General features: G+C 29.4%; 15 protein-coding genes. 9 read left to right on the top strand and 6 right to left on the bottom strand.

Translation table 11 applies throughout. The features are described from left to right. The first annotated feature begins 106 nt into the window (after positions 1-106). The 4 genes from I0K12_RS14480 to I0K12_RS14465 all read left to right on the top strand — a co-directional run bounded on the left by I0K12_RS14480 (position 107) and on the right by I0K12_RS14465 (position 5,715). Positions 107-1,408: a TolC family protein gene (locus tag I0K12_RS14480; protein ID WP_196888849.1), complete on the top strand. Its 1,302-nt coding sequence runs from the start codon at positions 107-109 to the stop codon at positions 1,406-1,408. Continuing rightward, positions 1,401-2,423 carry an HlyD family secretion protein gene (locus I0K12_RS14475; protein ID WP_196888848.1) on the top strand — a complete coding sequence of 341 codons (1,023 nt, stop codon included), beginning with the start codon at positions 1,401-1,403 and terminating at the stop codon, positions 2,421-2,423. Before I0K12_RS14480 ends, I0K12_RS14475 begins: the two co-directional genes overlap by 8 nt. A 7-nt stretch (positions 2,424-2,430) precedes the next feature. After that, on the top strand, positions 2,431-3,984 hold the full coding sequence (locus I0K12_RS14470; RefSeq protein ID WP_196888847.1) for a DHA2 family efflux MFS transporter permease subunit: 1,554 nt from the start codon (positions 2,431-2,433) through the stop codon (positions 3,982-3,984). Between the two features lie 81 nt (positions 3,985-4,065). Beyond that, complete coding sequence (locus tag I0K12_RS14465) at positions 4,066-5,715, top strand: acetolactate synthase large subunit (protein ID WP_196888846.1); 1,650 nt, start codon at positions 4,066-4,068, stop codon at positions 5,713-5,715. A 289-nt stretch (positions 5,716-6,004) separates the two neighbouring features. On the opposite strand, the gene I0K12_RS14460 is transcribed toward I0K12_RS14465, so the two are convergent. Both I0K12_RS14460 and I0K12_RS14455 read right to left on the bottom strand, forming a co-directional pair. After that, positions 6,005-6,895 (bottom strand): sterol desaturase family protein, encoded by an 891-nt coding sequence (locus I0K12_RS14460; protein WP_196888845.1) that lies wholly within the window; start codon positions 6,893-6,895, stop codon positions 6,005-6,007. Positions 6,896-6,898: 3 nt separating this feature from the next. After that, on the bottom strand, positions 6,899-7,351 hold the full coding sequence (locus I0K12_RS14455) for a hypothetical protein (protein ID WP_196888844.1): 453 nt from the start codon (positions 7,349-7,351) through the stop codon (positions 6,899-6,901). Positions 7,352-7,500: 149 nt separating this feature from the next. Here I0K12_RS14455 and I0K12_RS14450 point away from each other — a divergent pair, with 149 nt between their 5' ends. Further along, the gene (locus I0K12_RS14450) at positions 7,501-7,890 is read left to right on the top strand and encodes a hypothetical protein (RefSeq protein ID WP_196888843.1); all 390 of its coding nucleotides are present in this window, start codon (positions 7,501-7,503) and stop codon (positions 7,888-7,890) included. 249 nt (positions 7,891-8,139) lie between these two features. On the opposite strand, the gene I0K12_RS14445 is transcribed toward I0K12_RS14450, so the two are convergent. Together I0K12_RS14445 and I0K12_RS14440 are read right to left on the bottom strand one after the other, a co-directional pair. Then, positions 8,140-8,631, bottom strand: a complete 492-nt coding sequence (locus tag I0K12_RS14445) for a hypothetical protein (protein ID WP_196888842.1) — start codon at positions 8,629-8,631, stop codon at positions 8,140-8,142. Positions 8,632-8,929: 298 nt separating this feature from the next. Continuing rightward, a complete protein-coding gene (locus tag I0K12_RS14440) occupies positions 8,930-9,370 on the bottom strand; it encodes a hypothetical protein (protein ID WP_196888841.1) in 441 nt (146 codons plus the stop codon). Positions 9,371-9,564: 194 nt separating this feature from the next. Between I0K12_RS14440 and I0K12_RS14435 the strand changes: the two genes are divergently transcribed. From I0K12_RS14435 to I0K12_RS14420, 4 genes are read left to right on the top strand one after another with little or no spacing between them, the layout of a single operon-like run. Next, positions 9,565-10,011, top strand: a complete 447-nt coding sequence (locus I0K12_RS14435) for a MarR family winged helix-turn-helix transcriptional regulator (RefSeq protein WP_196888840.1) — start codon at positions 9,565-9,567, stop codon at positions 10,009-10,011. Next, positions 10,008-11,117, top strand: a complete 1,110-nt coding sequence (locus tag I0K12_RS14430; protein WP_196888839.1) for an efflux RND transporter periplasmic adaptor subunit — start codon at positions 10,008-10,010, stop codon at positions 11,115-11,117. The genes I0K12_RS14435 and I0K12_RS14430 overlap by 4 nt, the downstream gene beginning before the upstream one ends. Positions 11,118-11,130: 13 nt before the next feature. Then, positions 11,131-14,316 carry an efflux RND transporter permease subunit gene (locus I0K12_RS14425; RefSeq protein WP_196888838.1) on the top strand — a complete coding sequence of 1,062 codons (3,186 nt, stop codon included), beginning with the start codon at positions 11,131-11,133 and terminating at the stop codon, positions 14,314-14,316. Continuing rightward, the gene (locus I0K12_RS14420; protein WP_196888837.1) at positions 14,300-15,625 is read left to right on the top strand and encodes a TolC family protein; all 1,326 of its coding nucleotides are present in this window, start codon (positions 14,300-14,302) and stop codon (positions 15,623-15,625) included. Before I0K12_RS14425 ends, I0K12_RS14420 begins: the two co-directional genes overlap by 17 nt. Before the next feature lie 62 nt (positions 15,626-15,687). Here the strand turns inward: I0K12_RS14420 and I0K12_RS14415 are convergent, their stop codons facing one another. Together I0K12_RS14415 and I0K12_RS14410 are read right to left on the bottom strand one after the other, a co-directional pair. Continuing rightward, positions 15,688-16,473 (bottom strand): hypothetical protein, encoded by a 786-nt coding sequence (locus tag I0K12_RS14415; RefSeq protein ID WP_231372774.1) that lies wholly within the window; start codon positions 16,471-16,473, stop codon positions 15,688-15,690. Positions 16,474-16,477: 4 nt separating this feature from the next. Next, positions 16,478-19,402: an AAA family ATPase gene (locus I0K12_RS14410; protein ID WP_196888835.1), complete on the bottom strand. Its 2,925-nt coding sequence runs from the start codon at positions 19,400-19,402 to the stop codon at positions 16,478-16,480. Between the last annotated feature and the right edge of the window lie 163 nt (positions 19,403-19,565).

Genomic DNA, 19,565 nt, shown 5'->3' with positions numbered 1-19,565 from the left:
TTTTTTATTTTACACTTATCTAACTTTATTATAAAATTAAATATGAATTGTAATTGAATTTGGTTAAATTTATAGTAAGAGTGCATTTGATAAATGAAGATAGGTGATGAAGAAATTTTTATGCATAGTTGTATTATTATTGACTTATTCTGGAGTTTTTTCTCAAGAAGAATACGAGCTTCAGATATTTATAGATAATGCTTTAGAAACTCATCCAAGCATTGAAAAAGCAAAAAATATTCTTGCCCTAAATGAAAATAAAATTGATTTGGCTAAAAGTCAATATCTTCCAAATATTCAAACAAATCTAGGATACCGACTTATTGAACCAAGAAGTGAAATTACGATTCCATTACCAACAGTTCCTTTGAGTGCAGAACTCTATCCTTTAAACAATTTTGATTTTAATCTAGAAGTAAATTATGATCTTTATAATTTTGGTAGAACAAAAGCAGATGTTGCTATTGCAAACTTAGAGCAAGCTTTTGCTTCGAACAACGAAAGTTTGATTAAACAACAAATTTCTCTTGAAATAGTAAATCTTTATTATAATTTATATTTTGTTCAAGAAGCTAGAAAAGTAAATCAAGAACAACAAGAATTATTACATAAGACAAAGAAAATAAACGCTCTTTTTTATGAGCAAGGGGAGATTACGAATTTAGATCTTTTAAATACAGATGCGCAACTTTCGCAAGTAATGATTCAAGCAGAAACTCTAGAAAATTCATTACAAGTTTTAAAAAAACAATTAGAATTATTTACGCAAAAAGAAAATATCAACGTTTCTTTTTTTAAAACTCCTTTTTTATCAAAACCTTTTATTTTTAATGATTCTGAAATTGCAAATAATTTAGAAGCAAAACTATCTACAATAAATTCTGATATTTCAAAACAACAATTGGATAAAGCCAAACGTCAAGCTTACCCGACAATTTTAGCACAAGCAAAAGGTGGTTATAAAAACGGTTTACTTCCAGATAATAAAGAATTACGATTAAATTATACTGTCGGAGTTGGGGTTCAGATTCCTATTTTTCTTGGAAATAGAATTGAAATAAATAAGAAAATTGCGCAAAATAATATAGATGCTTCTTTTTCTAATCAAGCAGAAGTTGATTTACAGGTTCAAACAGCGCTTTTTAAAACAAAAGAAAATATTACACAGTTTTTCAAAAAGATGGAATTGAGTGAAATTAAAATTTTACAATCTGAGAAAGCTGTAGAGCAAGCTTTTTTACAATATGAAAATGGAGAAATTACAAATTTAGATTTGCTTAGAATTGAAGTGCAATTAGCTAATGCAAAACTTCAAAAGATTCAATTTCTTCTACATTATACCCTGAATATTTACGCTTATAAAAAAATCATTGGAGAACAAATTCAACAATTAGTAGATTATGAGTAAGATAAACGGAAAATATAAAATCATAATATTACTATTTGTTATTTTAGTAATACTTTTTTCAGTACGATATATTTATCATGCATTGACCACAACTTCTACAGATAATGCACAAATCCAAAGTCATATTTATCCTATAATTTCAGAAGTTTCTGGTAAAATAGTAGAATTAAATATTGGTGATAATGAGTTTGTAGAAAAAGGCGATACGCTGATGATTATTGAACAAACACATTATGCAAATGTTTTATCGGAGGCTGAAGCAAATTTGAAAAATGCTGAATTACAGATTAATTTAACTCAAAATAATCTGGATAAATCTGTAAAACATCTGGAAGCTACTTTGGCTAAATTAGAGGAAGTAAAAGCATTTAATGATGCTGTTTTTAAAGAATTTAAACGAAAGAAAAATTTATATAAAAGTAAAGCCATTCCGAAAGCTGCTTATGATGCAATTTACGCCAAAAATAAAGCTGCAAAAGCACAAATTATGGAACAAAAGGCTGTGACGAAAATTGCAGAAATTAATCATGAAGAAGCAGTGGTTTCCCACGAAATCTCAGTTGTAAATTTTGAGAGAGCTGAAGCCGTTTTTCAAGATGCAAGTTTTCAATATCAGAATACATTTATTATTGCACCAGAAAATGGAAAAACTCCTGAGTTAAAAATTGTTGAAGGACAAGTGATTGCACCTGGGCAGATTTTGACAGAATTGGTTGGAAATCATCTTTGGGTAGTTGCTAATTATAAAGAAACACAAGTGAAACATCTAGAGTTAAATATGGATGCAATTATAGAAATGGATGCTTTTCCAGATAAAGAATTTAAAGCAAAGCTAGTTTCTTTTACCAATGCTACTGGGGCAAAATTTGCTTTACTTCCAACAGATAATGCAACGGGGAATTTCGTAAAGATTGTACAAAGAATTCCTGTGAAATTTGAGTTTGTAGATGATGAAATTTATAAGGTTTTTTCAGCTTCAGGAATGAGTGTAACTGTTACCGTAGAAGATAAATAAGAAGAATTTGAAGCAAAATGCAAACAAATGGATTATTACCGTTACAGTTGTAATGTGCTCAATCATTGAATTGATTGATATTTCGATTGTAAATGTTGCATTGTATGAAATCATGGGAGGAATCGGAGCAACTTTATCCGAAGTTACTTGGGTGATTGCTTCTTATGCGATTGGAAATGTAATTATGATTCCTCTTACAGGTTGGTTTACCGAGCAATTTGGTCGAAGGCCTTATTTTCTCACATCGATTTTTATTTTTACTATTTGTAGTCTTTTTTGTGGTTTTTCTACTTCTTTGTGGGAGCTTGTTTTCTTTCGTTTTTTTCAAGGATTAGCGGGTGGAGCTTTATTAACGACTTCTCAATCGACTTTGGTAGATACGTTTCCAAAGGAACAAATTGGTTTAGCAAATGGGATTTTCGGTTTAGGAATTGTAATGGGGCCAACTTTAGGGCCAACTCTAGGAGGATATTTAGTAGATAATTTATCTTGGAATTGGATATTTTTTATCAATGTTCCAATTGGAATTCTAGCTGTGATTTTATCTTATTTATTTATACCAAATCAAAAAGGATTTCAACGTAAAAAGAAAATTAAAAAAATTGATTGGTTTAGTTTTTTACTTCTCATAGTAGGTTTAGGATGTTTACAAACAGTTTTAGAAAAAGGACAACAAGATGATTGGTTTAATTCTGCATTTATAAGAAATTCAGCCATAATTTCCTTTCTAGCTCTAGTAGTGTTTGTTTATAGACAATTGAAATCCACAGATCCTGTAGTAGATCTCAAGATTTTACGTTTTCGAAATGTTGGAATCAGTACTTTCATGACTTTTCTTCTAGGTTTTTGTCTATTTAGTTCTGTTTTAGTTTATCCAGTTTTGGCTGAAAAGGCTTTAGGTTATACGGCCACTGAAACAGGAGTATTATTAATACCAGGAGCTTTTATTGCAGGTTTAATGATGCCAATAACAGGACATTTGACCAATAAAGTTTCCGTGAAAATGCTAATGACAGCTGGTTTGTTTGTTTTCTTTCTTTTTACATTTTCGATTTTTAATAATATTGGAAGAGATGTAAATCCACCGGGTTTTTTATGGCCATTAGTTTTAAGAGGAATTGGTTTAGGATTAGTTTTCGTTCCGCTTACCCTGATTCCATTACAAGGTTTTAAAGGAAAAGATGTTGTACAAGCAGCAGGACTGAGTAATATGGCAAGACAAATTGGAGGTTCTTTCGGAATTGCTGTGATTACAAATTATCTAATGTCTAGAAGTGTTAAACATCAAGGAGAACTGATTACGCATTTAGACAGAAGTTCTTATAAACTACAAAATTGGCTAGAAAATCAAACAAATCATTTTTTTCAACAAGGGTTTACAAAATTGGATGCAAAACAAAAAGCAACAGCACTTTTACATCAAGAAATGTATTTACATGCAGAATTACAAAGTTTTATGGATGCTTTTCTTTTTATCGGAATCGGAGCTTTGATAATTATTCCTTTTGTTTTTATGTTGAAAAAATATTCTATCAAAAACGAATATCAGAAAGAGTCATAGTTGTAAGTGTTTGATTTTTAATTCTTTTTAGGTGTAAATGTTTGAAATTTCGTAACTTAAAGAGATCTTTAAATTGAAGTTATGACAGTAGCAGCTTATTTTGTGAAACTTTTAGAAAATGAAGGTATTGAATATATTTTTGGAATTCCAGGAGAGGAAAATATTGATTTTATAGAAGCTTTAAAAGACTCTTCCATAAAATTAATTTTAACAAGACATGAACAAGCAGCAGGTTTTATGGCTGCAACTTTTGGTCGATTAACTGGAAAGCCAGGAGTCTGTCTGGCAACACTTGGTCCTGGAGCTACAAATTTAATTACAGCAGCAGCTTATGCACAACTAGGAGGAATGCCAATGTTGATGATTACTGGGCAAAAGCCAATCAAAGATCGATATCAAGGATTATTTCAGTTATTGGATATTGTAGATATTATGCGTCCTGTGACGAAGTTTACAAAACAAATTATAGACGGAAATAATTTGCCAGTGACAGTAAAAAATGTTTTTAGAATTGCAAGAGATGAACGTCCAGGTTGTGTGCATTTAGAATTACCAGAGGATATTGCTCAAGAAGAAATTGAAGGTAATTTTGTTTTAACTGAAAATTATCTTCGTAGACCTTATGCTTCTCCTGTTGTTATTGAAATGGCAAAGCAAATGATTGAAGAAGCGAAATCACCAATGATCGTTATTGGTAGTGGAGCAAATAGAAAAAGAACTTCCAAAGCATTAACAGATTTTATTTTAAGTACAAAAATTCCTTTTGCTACAACACAAATGGGAAAAGGAGTTATTGATGAAAGAAGTGAATATTATTTAGGCTGTGCTGCTCTTTCAGATAATGATTTCTTGCATTGTGCTTTGTCTAGAGCAGACTTGATTATAAATATCGGACATGATACTATAGAAAAACCACCGTTTATGATGTCAAAAGAAGGAGATCAAAAGGTGATTCATATAAACTTTTTTCCAGCAGAATTAGATGAGGTTTATTTTCCACAATTAGAAGTAATAGGTGATATAGCTCATAGTATTCAAGAACTTTCAGAAATAATTGAAGTCCAAAGACATTGGGATTTTTCTTATTATCAAAGAATTAAAGTTGAGATTGATAACAATACAACTTGTTTGATGGAAGATCGAAAATTCCCGATGTATCCACAGCATATTGTTCAAATTGTAAGAAATGTTTTACCAAGCGATGGAATTGTCTGTTTAGATAACGGAATGTACAAGATTTGGTTTGCTAGAAATTATAAATGTCATTATCCTAATACTTTACTTTTAGATAATGCTCTTGCAACAATGGGAGCAGGGCTTTCTTCTGCAATTGCTACAAAAATGTTGTATCCACAAAGAAGTGTTATTTGTGTTTGTGGAGATGGTGGATTTATGATGAATTCTCAAGAGTTGGAAACAGCAAGTAGATTGAAAATTAATCTTGTTATTATTGTTTTAAGAGATAATGCTTTCGGGATGATTAAATGGAAACAAGAAGCAAGAGGTTTTCAAACACACGATTTGGATTATACAAATCCAGATTTGGTAGAATATGCAAATAGTTATGATAATATTACAGGGCACCGACCAGAAACGGTACAAGGTTTTGAACGTTTATTGAAAAAAACATTAAAATCAAAAGGAGTTCATTTAATAGATTTAGTAGTCGATTATTCTAAAAACCATGAATATTTAGATATTTTATTAAAAAATAAAACATGTATTTTATAATGGTTTATGATTTAGTTTTAAAATAGGTATTATCACATTTGATTAAGGGTAAATATTTACAGATTGTTAAGTTTCCCTTTTGAGAGAGGCGAGAGGTGTATTTAGAATTAAACAAAATTCCTTAATAAAATTTTAATCCTTATAATGTTTAAAAAATATCACCAAGAAAATAATATAAAACAAAAAGCTTTTTCAATTAAGAAAAAGCTTTTTTGTGAAAAGTGATTAGAAAACTAACCTTAACAATTACAATTACACACTATATTTCTATCAATATAGATACTCTAAATCACTTCTCGTACTTATTGGAAGGTTCCCAATCGGGAGGTTTAACAAAAGCTTTTAACTTGTTAGTAGTTCCTTTTATATTTTTAAGTTTTTCTGCAAATCTCGTAAATCCGTGAAAGAAAACAGTTATCGGATTGTTTGAGTTTATAGGCTCGCTTACACCATAAACTACTTTTTCTACTTCTGGTTCAAAAGTTCCAAATATTTTATCCCAGATAATTAAAATACCAGCATAATTTTTATCCCAATATTGTCTGTTCGAACCATGGTGAACTCTGTGGTGCGATGGTGTGTTGAATACTGCTTCAATAGGTTTGAATAATTTTCCGATAGCCTCTGTATGTAAAAGTGTTTGAAATACTTGTACAAATGCTTCACAGAATAAAACCAATATTGGATTAAAACCTAACATTACAATTGGTAAAGAAAATAATAATGGGAAAACTGCATCCAATGGTCCAAAACGATATGCTACAGACATATTGAAATGTGGCGAACTATGATGAACGGTGTGTGTCACCCAACCAATTCCAATTCTATGCATCATTCTATGATCCCAATAATAAGCGAAATCAGCTAATAATACACAAGCAATGATTGTAATCCATGTAGTAGGTAAATGCGTTAAACTGATATTTTCATAAACCCAAAAATAGAGTTTCGTAATAAATAAAAATCCTAGAGCATATTCAATTAAAACAAATGCACCAAATGTGATAAAATTAGCAATCGAATCTTTCACAATATCCCAGCTCATTTGTTTCAAAAAAGTATATCGAATTAATTCTAACACAAAAAACGGAAGAATTATATAAGTCATACTCAGATCATTCAAGACATAAAACCAGTCTTCAACGCTTTTCCAATTTAAAATTTGAGTCAAAGTCTCCATAAATTACTTTTTTAGTTTTGTCCAATTTTCATTAACATTATAACCATCAACTTCATAACTTAGTTCAAGCTTTTCAGGGGTTTTTAGCGTGAAGTTACATTCAAACTTTTCTAACTTATCATTTGTTTTAAACTGGTAAATTCCATTTCCTTTTTTACCATCAAAACTCAATATTTCAAGAGTTAAAGAATTATCAGGAAAAGATTCTCCGTTTTGTTGAATTATTTTAGAAGTATAAAAAGCTGGTTTTCCATTTTTTTGTTTCAAACGATAATGAATAATTCCTTTAAACACTTCATTATCATAAGTTGCAGACCAACTTCCTTTTAATTTATCAGTAGAAACAATTTTCGCAACAGTTTCTGTTACTTTCGACTGATTCGAAAAATAATGTGCCGTTCCAGTGATAGAACCAACGATTAATATACTTAGAATTAAATTTTTTAAAGCCATCATGTTTTGTATTAATAGGAAATTAATATGTTGCAAATGTAGGCTGGCTTTCACCTCGTTCTTTTGACCTATGTCAAAAAGTGTAATTTTTCTCTTTTTTTAACTCAAAAAATAAAAATCCTATTGTAACTTTTAAGTAAAACGAAAAAAGGATGATCAAAAAAGACTATTTTAGAAATGAAAAAGAACTCACACTTGCAGTAGAAATCTGGGGATGGAAATTTCATCATCTCGGAATTCCAACAACAGAACAAAAAGAAAATGAGACTTACATTCCGCATCTAAAAATGTATATAACGGGATTTCCTACGAGTCCATTTGGAGTAGAGTGGATGCGTTTTGAAAAAGATTCCCCAATTCATCCTCTGATTCAAAAAATACCACATTTGGCTTTTTTAGTAGAAAATATTGAAGATGAATTGAAGAAAAGAAATTTTAAAATTCTAAGTCCAGAAAGTTCGCCTTCTGGAGGAATAAAAGTTGTAATGATAGAGCACAACGGAGCTCCAATCGAATTACTAGAATTTATAAGCGAAGATTAGATATCATTACTTTTGATTTTAAAATAGAAAGGCTGTCAAGTTCTAGTTTGATTTATCGATTTTTGATAATCGCTGGCGCGAGTTTGTAACTCGTGTCAACACAAACGCCAGAAACAATGGGCACACTTTACAAAAGTGCGCCAGGTTTTCAATTAAAAAATGGAGAACCTGACAGCCTGCCTCTCGAGAGGGGCTAGGGGTGTGTTTTAAATCAAACAAAACCCTCTAATTCTATTTAAATCATTTTTTTTATTTCCTTCTCAAAAGATGAATTGTTTTCTTAAGTTCAGGAATACTAGTATCTAGTTCACTAATATTGATTTTATGATTATCACTATTCGTATAGATCTGCATATAATGAGTTCGAGTTTTCTTATTTCTTCTAGTATAAAAATCAACTTCGACAATATTATTCCAAGGAATCCAATTGGTGTTTTTCAATTTGATCCCCGAGGAACTAATCGATATTTGTGGACTACTATCAATAGATTTCCTAATTCCTGAAATTACAAAAAACAGTCCCGCAGCTGTAAAAATAAGAGCAAACGCACCGTGAGAATTTAGAAATATAAAAGAAAACCCTGTGAAAATTAATCCAAAAATAGCTTGAAATATCGAAGCTCCTTTTGCATAATAAAAATTTCGAGTACTCATGTTATTTCTCCGCTGATTTCCTCTACCATTTTGACTTCTTTCATAATTTGCGACCGTATCTCGCATGTTTAATCCTTCTTTGTTCATATATTTATTATTTTAATTTTTCATTACAATTTAAACTGATATTTGAATTTCTTCTTTAAAAAGTTAAGTATCTGTTGTCAATAACTTTAATTTAGAATCTTAAATATTTCTTTTGGGCGAATTTCCTTCGTTTGAAAAACTCAGAAAACCGGGCTTTTCGTTACAAGTTTTGATTTTCTGAAAAAAGATTTTCTAAAGAATCCGTGGGCTTCTAAGGTCGCCTCCGTTTCTTAAGAAATCTAATTTTCCAGAAAACAAAAGCTTTTTACTACAATCCCTTTCGCATTTTTAAACAAAACTAAAAATTTTCATTTCGAAACCAATCGACTTTAGATTTGATAAATTCAGGAGAGTATTCTAGATTGCTTATTTTTATTTGTACTTTTTCATTTTTATAAAAATAAACCAAATAAACACTTCTTTGTCTATCATAAGATTCTTGAATTGAAACAGCAGAAACATCTTTCCATTCCATCAAAATAGAATCTGCCATCTGAATCCCCTTTTTATTCAAAATTATCTGAGGAGAATTATTGTTATAATAGGAAACTGATGCAAAAAGAACAAACATTCCGATAATCAAAAATAAAATTCCAGCGATAATATGAATGGATAAAGCAATGAGGCTTAAAAAAAGTAAAAAGCCTCCTGATAACATTTGTGGCAAGAAATTATTTTTTAAATAATATATTTTTAATTCTTTTTCTTCTTCATTTGAATTTATAATTTCTTCATTCATGTAGTTTTACAATTTTATAAAAATTTTACCAAATATACAGATTCTTTTTTTTCGATAAATAGTTAATTTTTCCCTATGAACGACAAGGTTTTTCCGATGAAATTTTAAGTGAAAAATCTTAAGATAATTTTAACATGGTTGCATATGCAACTAATTAAACCATTACGATAAATTTGCGTCAAAACCTCATGAAAATGATATTTGAACATACGATTATTCCATGGGTTGGGAAGACCGGAAAATTACTTGGTTGTTTTATCAATGAAAGATTTCAAGCGCAGGAAATTCCATTGACAAGAGAGCAGTGGGTTTTGTTGATCAAACTTTCAGATTTTGAAGGAGTTCCACAACACGATTTGGCTTTTATCACGGAGAGAGATAAAACTTCTCTTACGAGATTGATTCAAACGATGGAAAAAAAAGGTTTTGTAAAAAGAAAACCAGACCCCAAAGATCGTAGAGTAAATTTAGTTTTTATGACAGAAAAAGGAAATGAAGTATATCAAAAATCGCTTCCCGTTATGGAAACTGTTATTGATTTGCTTCAGAAAAACATCTCTGAAGAAGAAATTGTCACAACTATTAAAACTTTACAAAAATTACAAACCAACATTAGAGAATTTAATCAGATCAAAAGATGAGAAAGTACGTTACCATAATTTTAGGTGTAATATTGATAGCAATCGCAGTATTTACTGCAAAATCGCTTATTGCTTCCAATAAAAGAGAGAAACCTAAAGCAAAAATTCAGTTACCGATTGCTTTTACTGAAGTTGTGGAAAATACCACAGTACCAATTATTTTAGAAGTAAACGGAAGTATTGTTGCAAAACAAAAAATTGAATTATTTTCAGAAGTTCAAGGAATTTTTGAAGGTTCTGGAAAAGAGTTTAAAGCAGGAACAACTTTCAAAAAAGGAGAGGTGATTCTTAGGATCAATAGTGATGAACATGAAGCAAATTTACGTTCGGAAAGAAGTAAATTCTTTAATGCACTTACAGCGATTATGCCAGATATCCGTTTAGATTTCCCAGATGATTTCCAAAAATGGGAAAACTACCTAAAAGCGATAAATATCAATTATACAATTCCAAAATTACCAGAAACAACTTCAGATAAGGAGAAATTCTTTATTTCTGGAAGAAACGTTTTTGCACTTTATTATAATGTGAAAAACTTAGAAGAGCGTTTTTCTAAATATGTAATTCGTGCGCCATTTGATGGAATTGTAACAGAATCTCTTGTAAATCCAGGAGTTTTGGTACGTACTGGTCAGAAATTAGGTGAATTTATCAATCCAAAAACTTATGAGATGGAAGTTGCTGTAAATGCTTCTTTTGCTTCTTTCTTAAAAGTTGGAAATAAAGTAAAACTTCAAAACTTAGAACAAACGGAAACTTGGACAGGAGAAGTAGCAAGAATCAACGGGAAAATTGATCAAAACTCGCAGACAGTTACTGCATTTATCGAAGTTTCAGGGAAAGATTTAAGAGAAGGAATGTATCTAGAAGCTGCTCTTAAAGGGAAAGAAGAATTGGATGCTTATGTGGTAGACAGAAGTTTAATTGTAGATAAAAACAAAGTATTCATTTTAGACGGTGATGTTTTAAAACTAAAACAAATTCAACCAATATTTTATAACAAAGAAACTGTTGTGGTAAAAGGTTTAGATAATAATTCGAAAGTAATATCGAAGCCAATTCCAAACGCTATTGAAGGTATGAAAGTGATGCCTAAGTCAAAATAATATTTAGAAAAACATGAAGAAAGTTATAGCATATTTTATAAAATATCCAGTAGCTGTAAATGTGTTGATGTGGGCATTTATTGTTTTTGGTTTGATGGGAGTTTTCTCTATGAAATCTTCTTTCTTCCCACTGACAGAGTCTCGAAATATCAGCATTAGCGTAGCGTATCCTGGTGCTTCCCCTGAAGAAATGGAAGAGGGAGTAGTGTTGAAAATTGAAGATAATCTGAAAGGAATTATCGGAATTGATCGTGTGACTTCTGTTTCGAATGAAAACAGTGCGCAAATTACGATTGAAACAGAACGAGGAAAAAATATTGATGTCGTTCTTTCAGATGTAAAGAATGCAGTAGATAGAGTTCCATCGTTTCCTACAGGAATGGAACCTCCGATTATTTCAAAAGTAGAAAATGTTCGAGAGACCATTACTTTTAATGTTAGTGGAAATAATGTTTCGCTTGCACAATTGAAAAATTACGCAAGACAAATAGAAAATGATATTCGTGGAATGGAAGGAATTTCTCAAGTAGATTTGAGAGGTTTCCCAGATGAAGAAATTGAAATCGCTTTAGATGAAACAAAACTTAGAGCCTATAATCTTACATTCAACGATGTTGCAAATGCTGTTCGAAATACGAATATTTTAGTAACAGGAGGTCAGATTAAAACTAGTTCGGAAGATTATCTAATTCGTGCGAGTAATCGTGAATATTATGGTTCAGATTTATTGAATTTAATTGTTCGTTCAGAGCCAAATGGAAATACAATTCGTTTAAAAGATATTGCTTCGGTTTCGGATACTTGGTCAGAGAATCCAGATCGTGTGTATTTCAATGGAAATGCTTCAATTGAAGTTGGTGTAAGTAATACAAATAATGAAGATTTATTGTCGAGTGCCGCAAAAATCAAAGAATATATTGAAGAGTTTAATGCTACACATGATAATATTCGTTTAGACATTGCAAATGATGCATCGATTACTTTACAACAAAGAACGATGTTGTTGACAGAAAATGCGATTGTAGGAGTAATTTTAGTTCTTTTCTTTTTATCGATTTTCTTAAATCCGCATTTAGCATTTTGGGTTGCAGCCGGAATTCCTGTTGCTTTTCTTGGAATGTTCATTTTTGCAGCGCAATTAGGAATTACAATCAATGTATTATCGCTTTTCGGAATGATTATCGTTCTGGGTATTTTGGTAGATGATGCGATTGTAATTGGAGAAAATATTTACCAACATTACGAAAAAGGAAAATCGCCAGTTCGTGCGGCAATTGATGGAACAATTGAAGTAATCCCTCCAATTATTTCAGCGATTCTTACAACGATTTTAGCATTCTCAACTTTCTTTTTCTTAGATGGTCGAATTGCAGATTTCTTTAGTGAAGTTTCTTCTGTAGTAATCTTGACTTTGGCAGTTTCATTGATTGAAGCACTGATTATTCTTCCTGCGCACATTGCACACTCGAAGGCTTTATCTAAGAAAAAAGACAAAGGAAAAAATCCTTTAGTATTACTTTTTGAGAAATTAAATTTCTATGGAGAAAAATTCATTGATTTTGTTCGTGATGTTATTTACGGACCAGTTTTAAAATTTTTCTTACACAATAAATTTTTAGGTTTCGCTATTCCGATTACACTTTTAGTTTTAAGTATCGGAGCTATTGGAGGAGGAATTGTAAGAACTTCTTTCTTCCCATCGATTGCGAGTGATCGTGTTTCGATTAACTTAAAAATGCCACAAGGAACGAATGAAAAAACAACAGATTCTATTATTTCTGTGATTGAAGCAGCAGTTTGGAAAGTAAATGATGAATTTACAGAAAAGCAAACTGGAAATTTACAAGTTGTTCAAAATACAATTAAAAGAATTGGGCCTGGAGCTTCGAATGCTTCTATCAAAGTGAATCTTTTACCAGGAGAAGAGCGTGATTTTTCTTCGCCTGTAATTACAAATGCAATTCGTGAGGCAACGGGAAGAGTTCCTGGAGTGGAATCTCTAACTTTTGGTTCTGGAGGAAACTTTGGAGGAAGCCCAGTTGCGATTTCTCTTTTAAGTAATAATAATAAAGAATTAGAAAATGTAAAAAATGGACTAAAAGCAGAATTGCTTAAAAATAGTTCATTGAAAGATATTTCGGATAATGATCCTGAAGGAATCAAGGAAATTAAGATTGATTTAAAAGACAATGCTTACGCTCTTGGATTGGATTTACAAAATGTAATGAGTCAAGTTCGTAATGGATTCTTCGGTTTTCAAGCGCAACGTTTCCAGAGAGGACAAGATGAAATCAAGGTTTGGGTTCGATATGATAAAGAAAATCGTTCTTCGATTCAAAACTTAGATAATATGTGGATTAATACGCCACTAAACACAAAAGTTCCTTTTCGTGAAATTGCAACTTACGAAATCGAAAGAGGAGAAGTTTCGATCAATCACTTAAACGGAAAACGTGAAATTCAGGTGACGGCAGATTTACAATCTCCAGATGATTCGGCAACGGAAATTCTACAAGAAATTCGTACGCAAATCATGCCGCAACTTTTAGCAGAAAATCCAAATGTGACGGTGCTTTATGAAGGGCAAAGTAGAGAAGCAAACAAAACAATTTCTACGGCAAAATCTGCTGGAATCGTGGTGTTAGCATTGATTTATATCGTGATTGCTTTTACATTCCGTTCGTATGTACAACCGTTATTATTGATTTTTATGGTTCCTTTCTCAATGATTGGAATTGTAGTTGGACATTATTTCCACGGATTCTCTATCAATATTCTTTCTTGGTTAGGAATTATCGCCCTAGTCGGAATTATGGTAAATGATGGTCTGGTGCTGATAGGAAAATTTAATGGATATCTGAAAGAAGGAGTAAAATTCAACGATGCACTTTACAAAGCTGGAGTTTCTCGTTTTAGAGCAATTTTCTTGACATCGCTTACAACAGTTGCAGGTTTAGCTCCTTTATTATTAGAGAAAAGTAGACAAGCACAATTCTTAAAACCAATGGCAATTTCGATTTCTTACGGAATCACAGTTGCAACCTTATTGACACTTTTATTATTACCATTATTATTATCCGTTTCAAACAGTATTAAAGTTGGTTGGAAAATGGTTTTAACAGGAAAAAAAGTAACAAAAGAAGAAGTAGAACAAGCTATTATTGAGCTAAAAAATGAGGAAGATGAAGACGAACATTAAGAATATCATATTAGGTTTTGGATTGCTTTCTTTTTCAAGCATTTTTGCACAAGAAACAATCTCTTTGGAAGATGCTGTAGCAAAAGCTTTGGAAAATAATTATGACATCCAGATTGAGAAAAACAATGTGGAAATTGCAGAAAATAATGCTGGAATTTTAAATTCAGAATATTTACCAAGAGTAACAGCAAATGCAAGTTATAATTATAGTAAAAACAATATTTCTAACAAAAGAGAAGGAGAGCCAGAAATTACGGTAGACGGTGCGACTACGAAGGGATATAACACTTCTATCGGGCTGGAATATACTTTGTTTGATGGTTTTGGTAGAAAATATAATTATAAAAAACTGAAGGAAACAAAGAATCTTTCGGAGTTACAAGCTCGTTCATTAATCGAGGAAACGATTTTGAATTTGGCAACAGAATATTACAAAGTTGCTAGGCTGACGAAGAATTTGAAAAGCTTGGAAGAATCTTTAGAAATTTCGAAAGAAAGACTGAAACGAACGCAGTATAATTTTGATTATGGACAAAACACAAAGTTGGATGTGTTGAATGCGGAAGTGGATGTTAATAATGATAAAATCAATCTTTTGAACACGCAGACAGAATTGCAAAATGCAAAACGAAATCTGAATAATATTATGGGAGTAAATACTTCGATAGCTTATGAGGTGGAGCCAGAAGTGGTGCATGCAATTGACTTGTCAAAAGAGAATATTAAATCGAATGCGTGGAAAGAAAATGTTTCGGTTTTGCAAGCGAATAAAAATATTCAATTGCGAGAGTATGATACGAAGATTAGCGCATCTGGATTTTATCCTACTTTAAATGTTTCGGGAAGATATCAATATAATCAATCGGAGAATTTTGTGATTTCTGGTATTAATGATCAACAAACAAATGGTTTTAATCTTGGTGCTACATTGACTTGGAATATTTTTGATGGTGGACGTACGAAAGTACAAAAGCAAAATGCGAAAGTAAACGAAGATATTGTACAGATTCAAAAGCAACAATTGGAGCAAAACTTAGATATTACAATTGAAAATTCTTGGAATACTTACCAAAATGCACTTTTTGTTTTGGAAGCGCAACGCAAGAATGTAGTAACGAATCAACATAATTTTGAGCGATCAAAAGAGCAATATAATTTAGGGCAAATAACGAATATCGATTTTCGTCAAGCGCAAATCAACCTTTTAAACGCTGAGGTAGATTTAAACAAAGCGATTTTTGATGCAAAAAATGCAGAACTTGCTTTAAGACAATTGGAAGGGAAACTACTTTCGGTGTTTTCTGAATGATGTAACGTATATTTATTATTTATTTCAAAACGTGAAAAACCCTCTTTTGGAGGGTTTTTTATTTATGTAAAATCTTCATATTCTCCAAGGAGTATACTTTTTAAAAAACCAAAATTGTTCAAATTATTTTCCATGATAATGGAATAAATGCTTTTTTGATCATTCAAGACTAAATCATCTAATTTACGACCATTTAGTTTGAATAAAATGTTCTTAAAAGCATTATAATGTTTATTTAATAGTAGTACTCTGAAATTCTCAACATTAGGGTTTTTTGTGTTTTTTGGAGAGCCTAATGAGAAAAATGTTATAGTTGTTTTTGCTTTTTCATATAGATATCCATTTTGGTGCTTAGGAGATAATTCTAAAACCTTTTTACTAGTATTTTCATCAATTTTAAATTGAATTTTAAATAAATTAAATGGTATGTCATAAATTGGATTTACAATTAATGGTTTTTCTTGCTTAATACAAGCAGTTGAACTTACATTCTGTTCTCTTCTATTCCCATTAGAATATAAAGGAAAAAAATTTTCTTTGTATACATTATTACAATCCGAACACATTAGAAGGTAATTTAAATGATCATATTTTAATTTTGGATACATACTTGTACTTTGTGGTCTGTAATGATCGATAGTAGCAATTAAAGTATGTGGTTGACTAGAATTAGTAGGTCTAATATTTTGACCATCTAAAAGACATTCACATATTGGACATCTTCCTTTAGAAACTTCCATGTGAGAATCTTTAAATATTTTCCAACGCTTTTCATGTGTTGAATTATTAAAACTAATTAAGGCATTTTTATAGTTTTGTTTAGAATGTAATTGATTCATGTTTATCATAGCATTATTTTTTATATTTTTCTAAAAAAATTAAAAACTCATCATCATCAATATCATCAAGGTTGTTGAAATTTTCTTTTATATTATCTTTTTCTGCTTTTATAAACTTTAAAAATTCAAAATATTTTTTGTTATATATTATTTCACCAGAGTTACTACTTTCAATAATTTTCTTTAATTCATTCATTTCTTTTATTTGAGTAGGCTCTAGATCTTCTTCAATTAATTTATATTCAGTATATTTTCTAATCATACTTTTCATTTCATCTCCAATTACAGAAGATAAATTAAAAAAGTCTATTAGAATACCTGATACATCATAATATTTAGAGGGCATTTTATAAGGCTCGATTTTACTTTCTTTTAATTCAATTTTGCTGATTTGATTTTTATCTCTATTTAGAGCGATAAGTGGATTGTGTGTTGCTAATATAATTTGAAGATTGGAGTTTATCTTTAAAATATCATTTAAAAATGTAGTTTGCCACTCTACATGTAAAGAAATTTCAGGTTCATCTAATAATAAAATACAAGGATCATTGTCTAAAATGATAATGGATAGGAAAATAATTAATAGTTGTTTTTCACCAGAAGAAAGATTTTCAATTGGTATTTCTTTTGAATTTAAGTTTATTATTAATGGAGAATTACTATCATTAAAATCAACACTTTTATTAGACTCTTTAAAGTATTTATTTAATAATTCATTTAATAAGAATATAGGTTTTTTTATTTGTTGTTTAATTTTATCAATATTTATAAGTGTGTTTTTATATTTTATCAAATCTTCAGTACTAGCTTTATCTATATTCTCTCTAATGCTGTCTGAAATAGATATTAATTCTTCAGTTTCTTTAGAAATTTTTAGATTAATATTACGCTGGTAACTACCAAATTCTAAAATTAATTTTTTTAATTTTTCATTTAAGCTTGGTTCATCTTTAAAATTATCAAAAGTACTTATTAAAATAGATTTAATATCTGAACTAACTAAATTATCTTCACCAATATTTTGAATATCATAATCGAAGTTTTCATAATTTTTTTTAATTTTTAAATTTACTTTTGGAAAATCATATTTATTTAGAATTTTTTCATTTTGATTAATGTATCCATCAATTAATTTTAAAATTGTTGATTTCCCACTTCCGTTTTTTCCAATTAATATATTGATATTTTCGTCAAGTTTCCAAGAAAAATCTATTTTTTTGTAAATTTGGGAGATGTTAATATCATTAATAAGTATTTTTTGTGCTTTTTTTCTTTCTTTTATTCCATATTTCAATAACATTTTTTTTAAATCTTCTTTAAAATTATTTTTATTTATTAAAAGTTTAGAATTATTAGGAATAAAATCAAGTGTGATTTTATTTAAAATAAAATTCTTTCTTTCAAAATCAGACCCATAGCCATTAAAATTGTAAGCTTTTTCCCATAAATTTTTATTATCAGAAATAAATGTTTTCTTTATATACTTGATTAAATCATTAGAAAAATTCTGTTTAACAACATTAATATTATTATTTAATTCTTGTTTTTCTAAAAATTTATTGACATCTATCATTACATATTTAAGAATTATACTTACAGGTTTTATATGCCTGTATTCTAATTCGTTGTTATACATTCTTTTAGTGAATGCCTTAATAACAGCCCAATGCTCTTTTAAAAGTAATTTTTGAAATAACTCATTAAATTCTTCATTATTTATTCCAATTAAAAAATCGTTAAAATCATAATTTAAATTTAATTCTTTATCATCTTTTAATTCTAAGCTACTTTTTTTAATTAGATTTTTAATATTTTTTAAATCATCATCACTTATTGTTTTTTTATTTAGATCAGCAAGTTTAAAACTATCTCGATTTTGAATTTTGAATTTAATATTAGATTCATCTAAGGCATTTTTTAAATTTTTAATTGAACTTCTAAAATATGAGTTCAAATCAGAAACATTTAATTCATCTGTTTTTGAAAATACAAGTTTTAATTTATCTTGATAACCATTTAGATATATACTTTCAATTGCAGTTTTTCCACCTGAATTAAATGGGTTAGTAGAATTTTCTACTAATACTATATTGTTACAATATTTAAAAAAATCATAATGTCTTGTAGATAATTCATTTGTTATTTCCTTAATTGAATGTCCTATTCCTTCTCCATCTATAAGTATAAAATCTCCTAAATCTTCTTTAATTTTATCAGATAATAAATTTCCTTCTATACGACAGTATTCTACTAATGGTGAAATAGAACCATATTTATTTCCTAAAAGGTTTTTCATTTTTAAAATGAAAGACCTTTTGTCTTCAATACTATTTATTTTTAAGATTTCATCATCAAATAAATTAAAATTGAAATTATGGTTTTTATTGAATGTATTTTTTATTTCATTGAAAATAAACTCTATAATATTATTAATAATGTGAGTAATATTTCCTTTATCATCAAAAATTTCTTCTATATTTTCATTATGATTGTCTATAACAATATCATATAATTTTTTTGCAATTTTATTGATAAGTTCTTTTTCTAGAAGAAATTTTAAATTAAACTTTTGATCAGAAGATTGTTCTAAATCATATTCTAATTCTTGTATTATTTCTTCTTCATTTTCTTCTTCATTTTTATTTTTTAATGCATTTATGAGAGCTTCTTTAACTATATCTTCAATTGATTCTGATATGTCAAGTGTATTTTTAAAAATTATGGTTGCTTTGAATGAAGAACTTTTTTTACATATTACATACTCTGTAATAACTGTTGTTGTTCTATTTTGACCTGTAGAAGGAAAAGAATCTTTTGAAGTCCCTAATATATGTTGTACTAAAGAAGTTTTTCCTGCACCTGTTGTACCAAGTAAATAAATTTTATTATCAATATTTAAATTTCCTAGTTTTTTTTGGATAGTATTAAAATCTCTCATTATTTATTTTAAAGAAGTATTCAATTTTTAATTAAACGTAAATAAACATTATCACGATTGATTTTGTAAGGGACTTCTGAGTGTAACTCTGAAATTATGTATTCCGACAGCAATTTTCATAATTTTCTCTCTTTTTTCAAAGTATTTTATTCGAATTTTCTCT

The sequence above is a fragment of the Aureivirga sp. CE67 genome (assembly GCF_015767245.1).
Classification (GTDB): Bacteria; Bacteroidota; Bacteroidia; order Flavobacteriales; family Flavobacteriaceae; genus Aureivirga.
This window is presented reverse-complemented; position numbering and strand designations above follow the sequence as displayed.

Excerpts from the sequence above, each read along its gene's own strand:
- I0K12_RS14465 (WP_196888846.1), top strand. The coding sequence starts at position 4,066 with ATGACAGTAGCAGCTTATTTTGTGAAACTTTTAGAAAATGAAGGTATT.
- I0K12_RS14420 (WP_196888837.1), top strand. The coding sequence starts at position 14,300 with ATGAAGACGAACATTAAGAATATCATATTAGGTTTTGGATTGCTTTCT.
- I0K12_RS14450 (WP_196888843.1), top strand. The coding sequence starts at position 7,501 with ATGATCAAAAAAGACTATTTTAGAAATGAAAAAGAACTCACACTTGCA.
- I0K12_RS14480 (WP_196888849.1), top strand. The coding sequence starts at position 107 with ATGAAGAAATTTTTATGCATAGTTGTATTATTATTGACTTATTCTGGA.
- I0K12_RS14475 (WP_196888848.1), top strand. The coding sequence starts at position 1,401 with ATGAGTAAGATAAACGGAAAATATAAAATCATAATATTACTATTTGTT.
- I0K12_RS14455 (WP_196888844.1), bottom strand. The coding sequence starts at position 7,351 with ATGATGGCTTTAAAAAATTTAATTCTAAGTATATTAATCGTTGGTTCT.
- I0K12_RS14440 (WP_196888841.1), bottom strand. The coding sequence starts at position 9,370 with ATGAATGAAGAAATTATAAATTCAAATGAAGAAGAAAAAGAATTAAAA.
- I0K12_RS14435 (WP_196888840.1), top strand. The coding sequence starts at position 9,565 with ATGATATTTGAACATACGATTATTCCATGGGTTGGGAAGACCGGAAAA.
- I0K12_RS14460 (WP_196888845.1), bottom strand. The coding sequence starts at position 6,895 with ATGGAGACTTTGACTCAAATTTTAAATTGGAAAAGCGTTGAAGACTGG.
- I0K12_RS14425 (WP_196888838.1), top strand. The coding sequence starts at position 11,131 with ATGAAGAAAGTTATAGCATATTTTATAAAATATCCAGTAGCTGTAAAT.
- I0K12_RS14445 (WP_196888842.1), bottom strand. The coding sequence starts at position 8,631 with ATGAACAAAGAAGGATTAAACATGCGAGATACGGTCGCAAATTATGAA.
- I0K12_RS14410 (WP_196888835.1), bottom strand. The coding sequence starts at position 19,402 with ATGAGAGATTTTAATACTATCCAAAAAAAACTAGGAAATTTAAATATT.
- I0K12_RS14430 (WP_196888839.1), top strand. The coding sequence starts at position 10,008 with ATGAGAAAGTACGTTACCATAATTTTAGGTGTAATATTGATAGCAATC.
- I0K12_RS14415 (WP_231372774.1), bottom strand. The coding sequence starts at position 16,473 with ATGATAAACATGAATCAATTACATTCTAAACAAAACTATAAAAATGCC.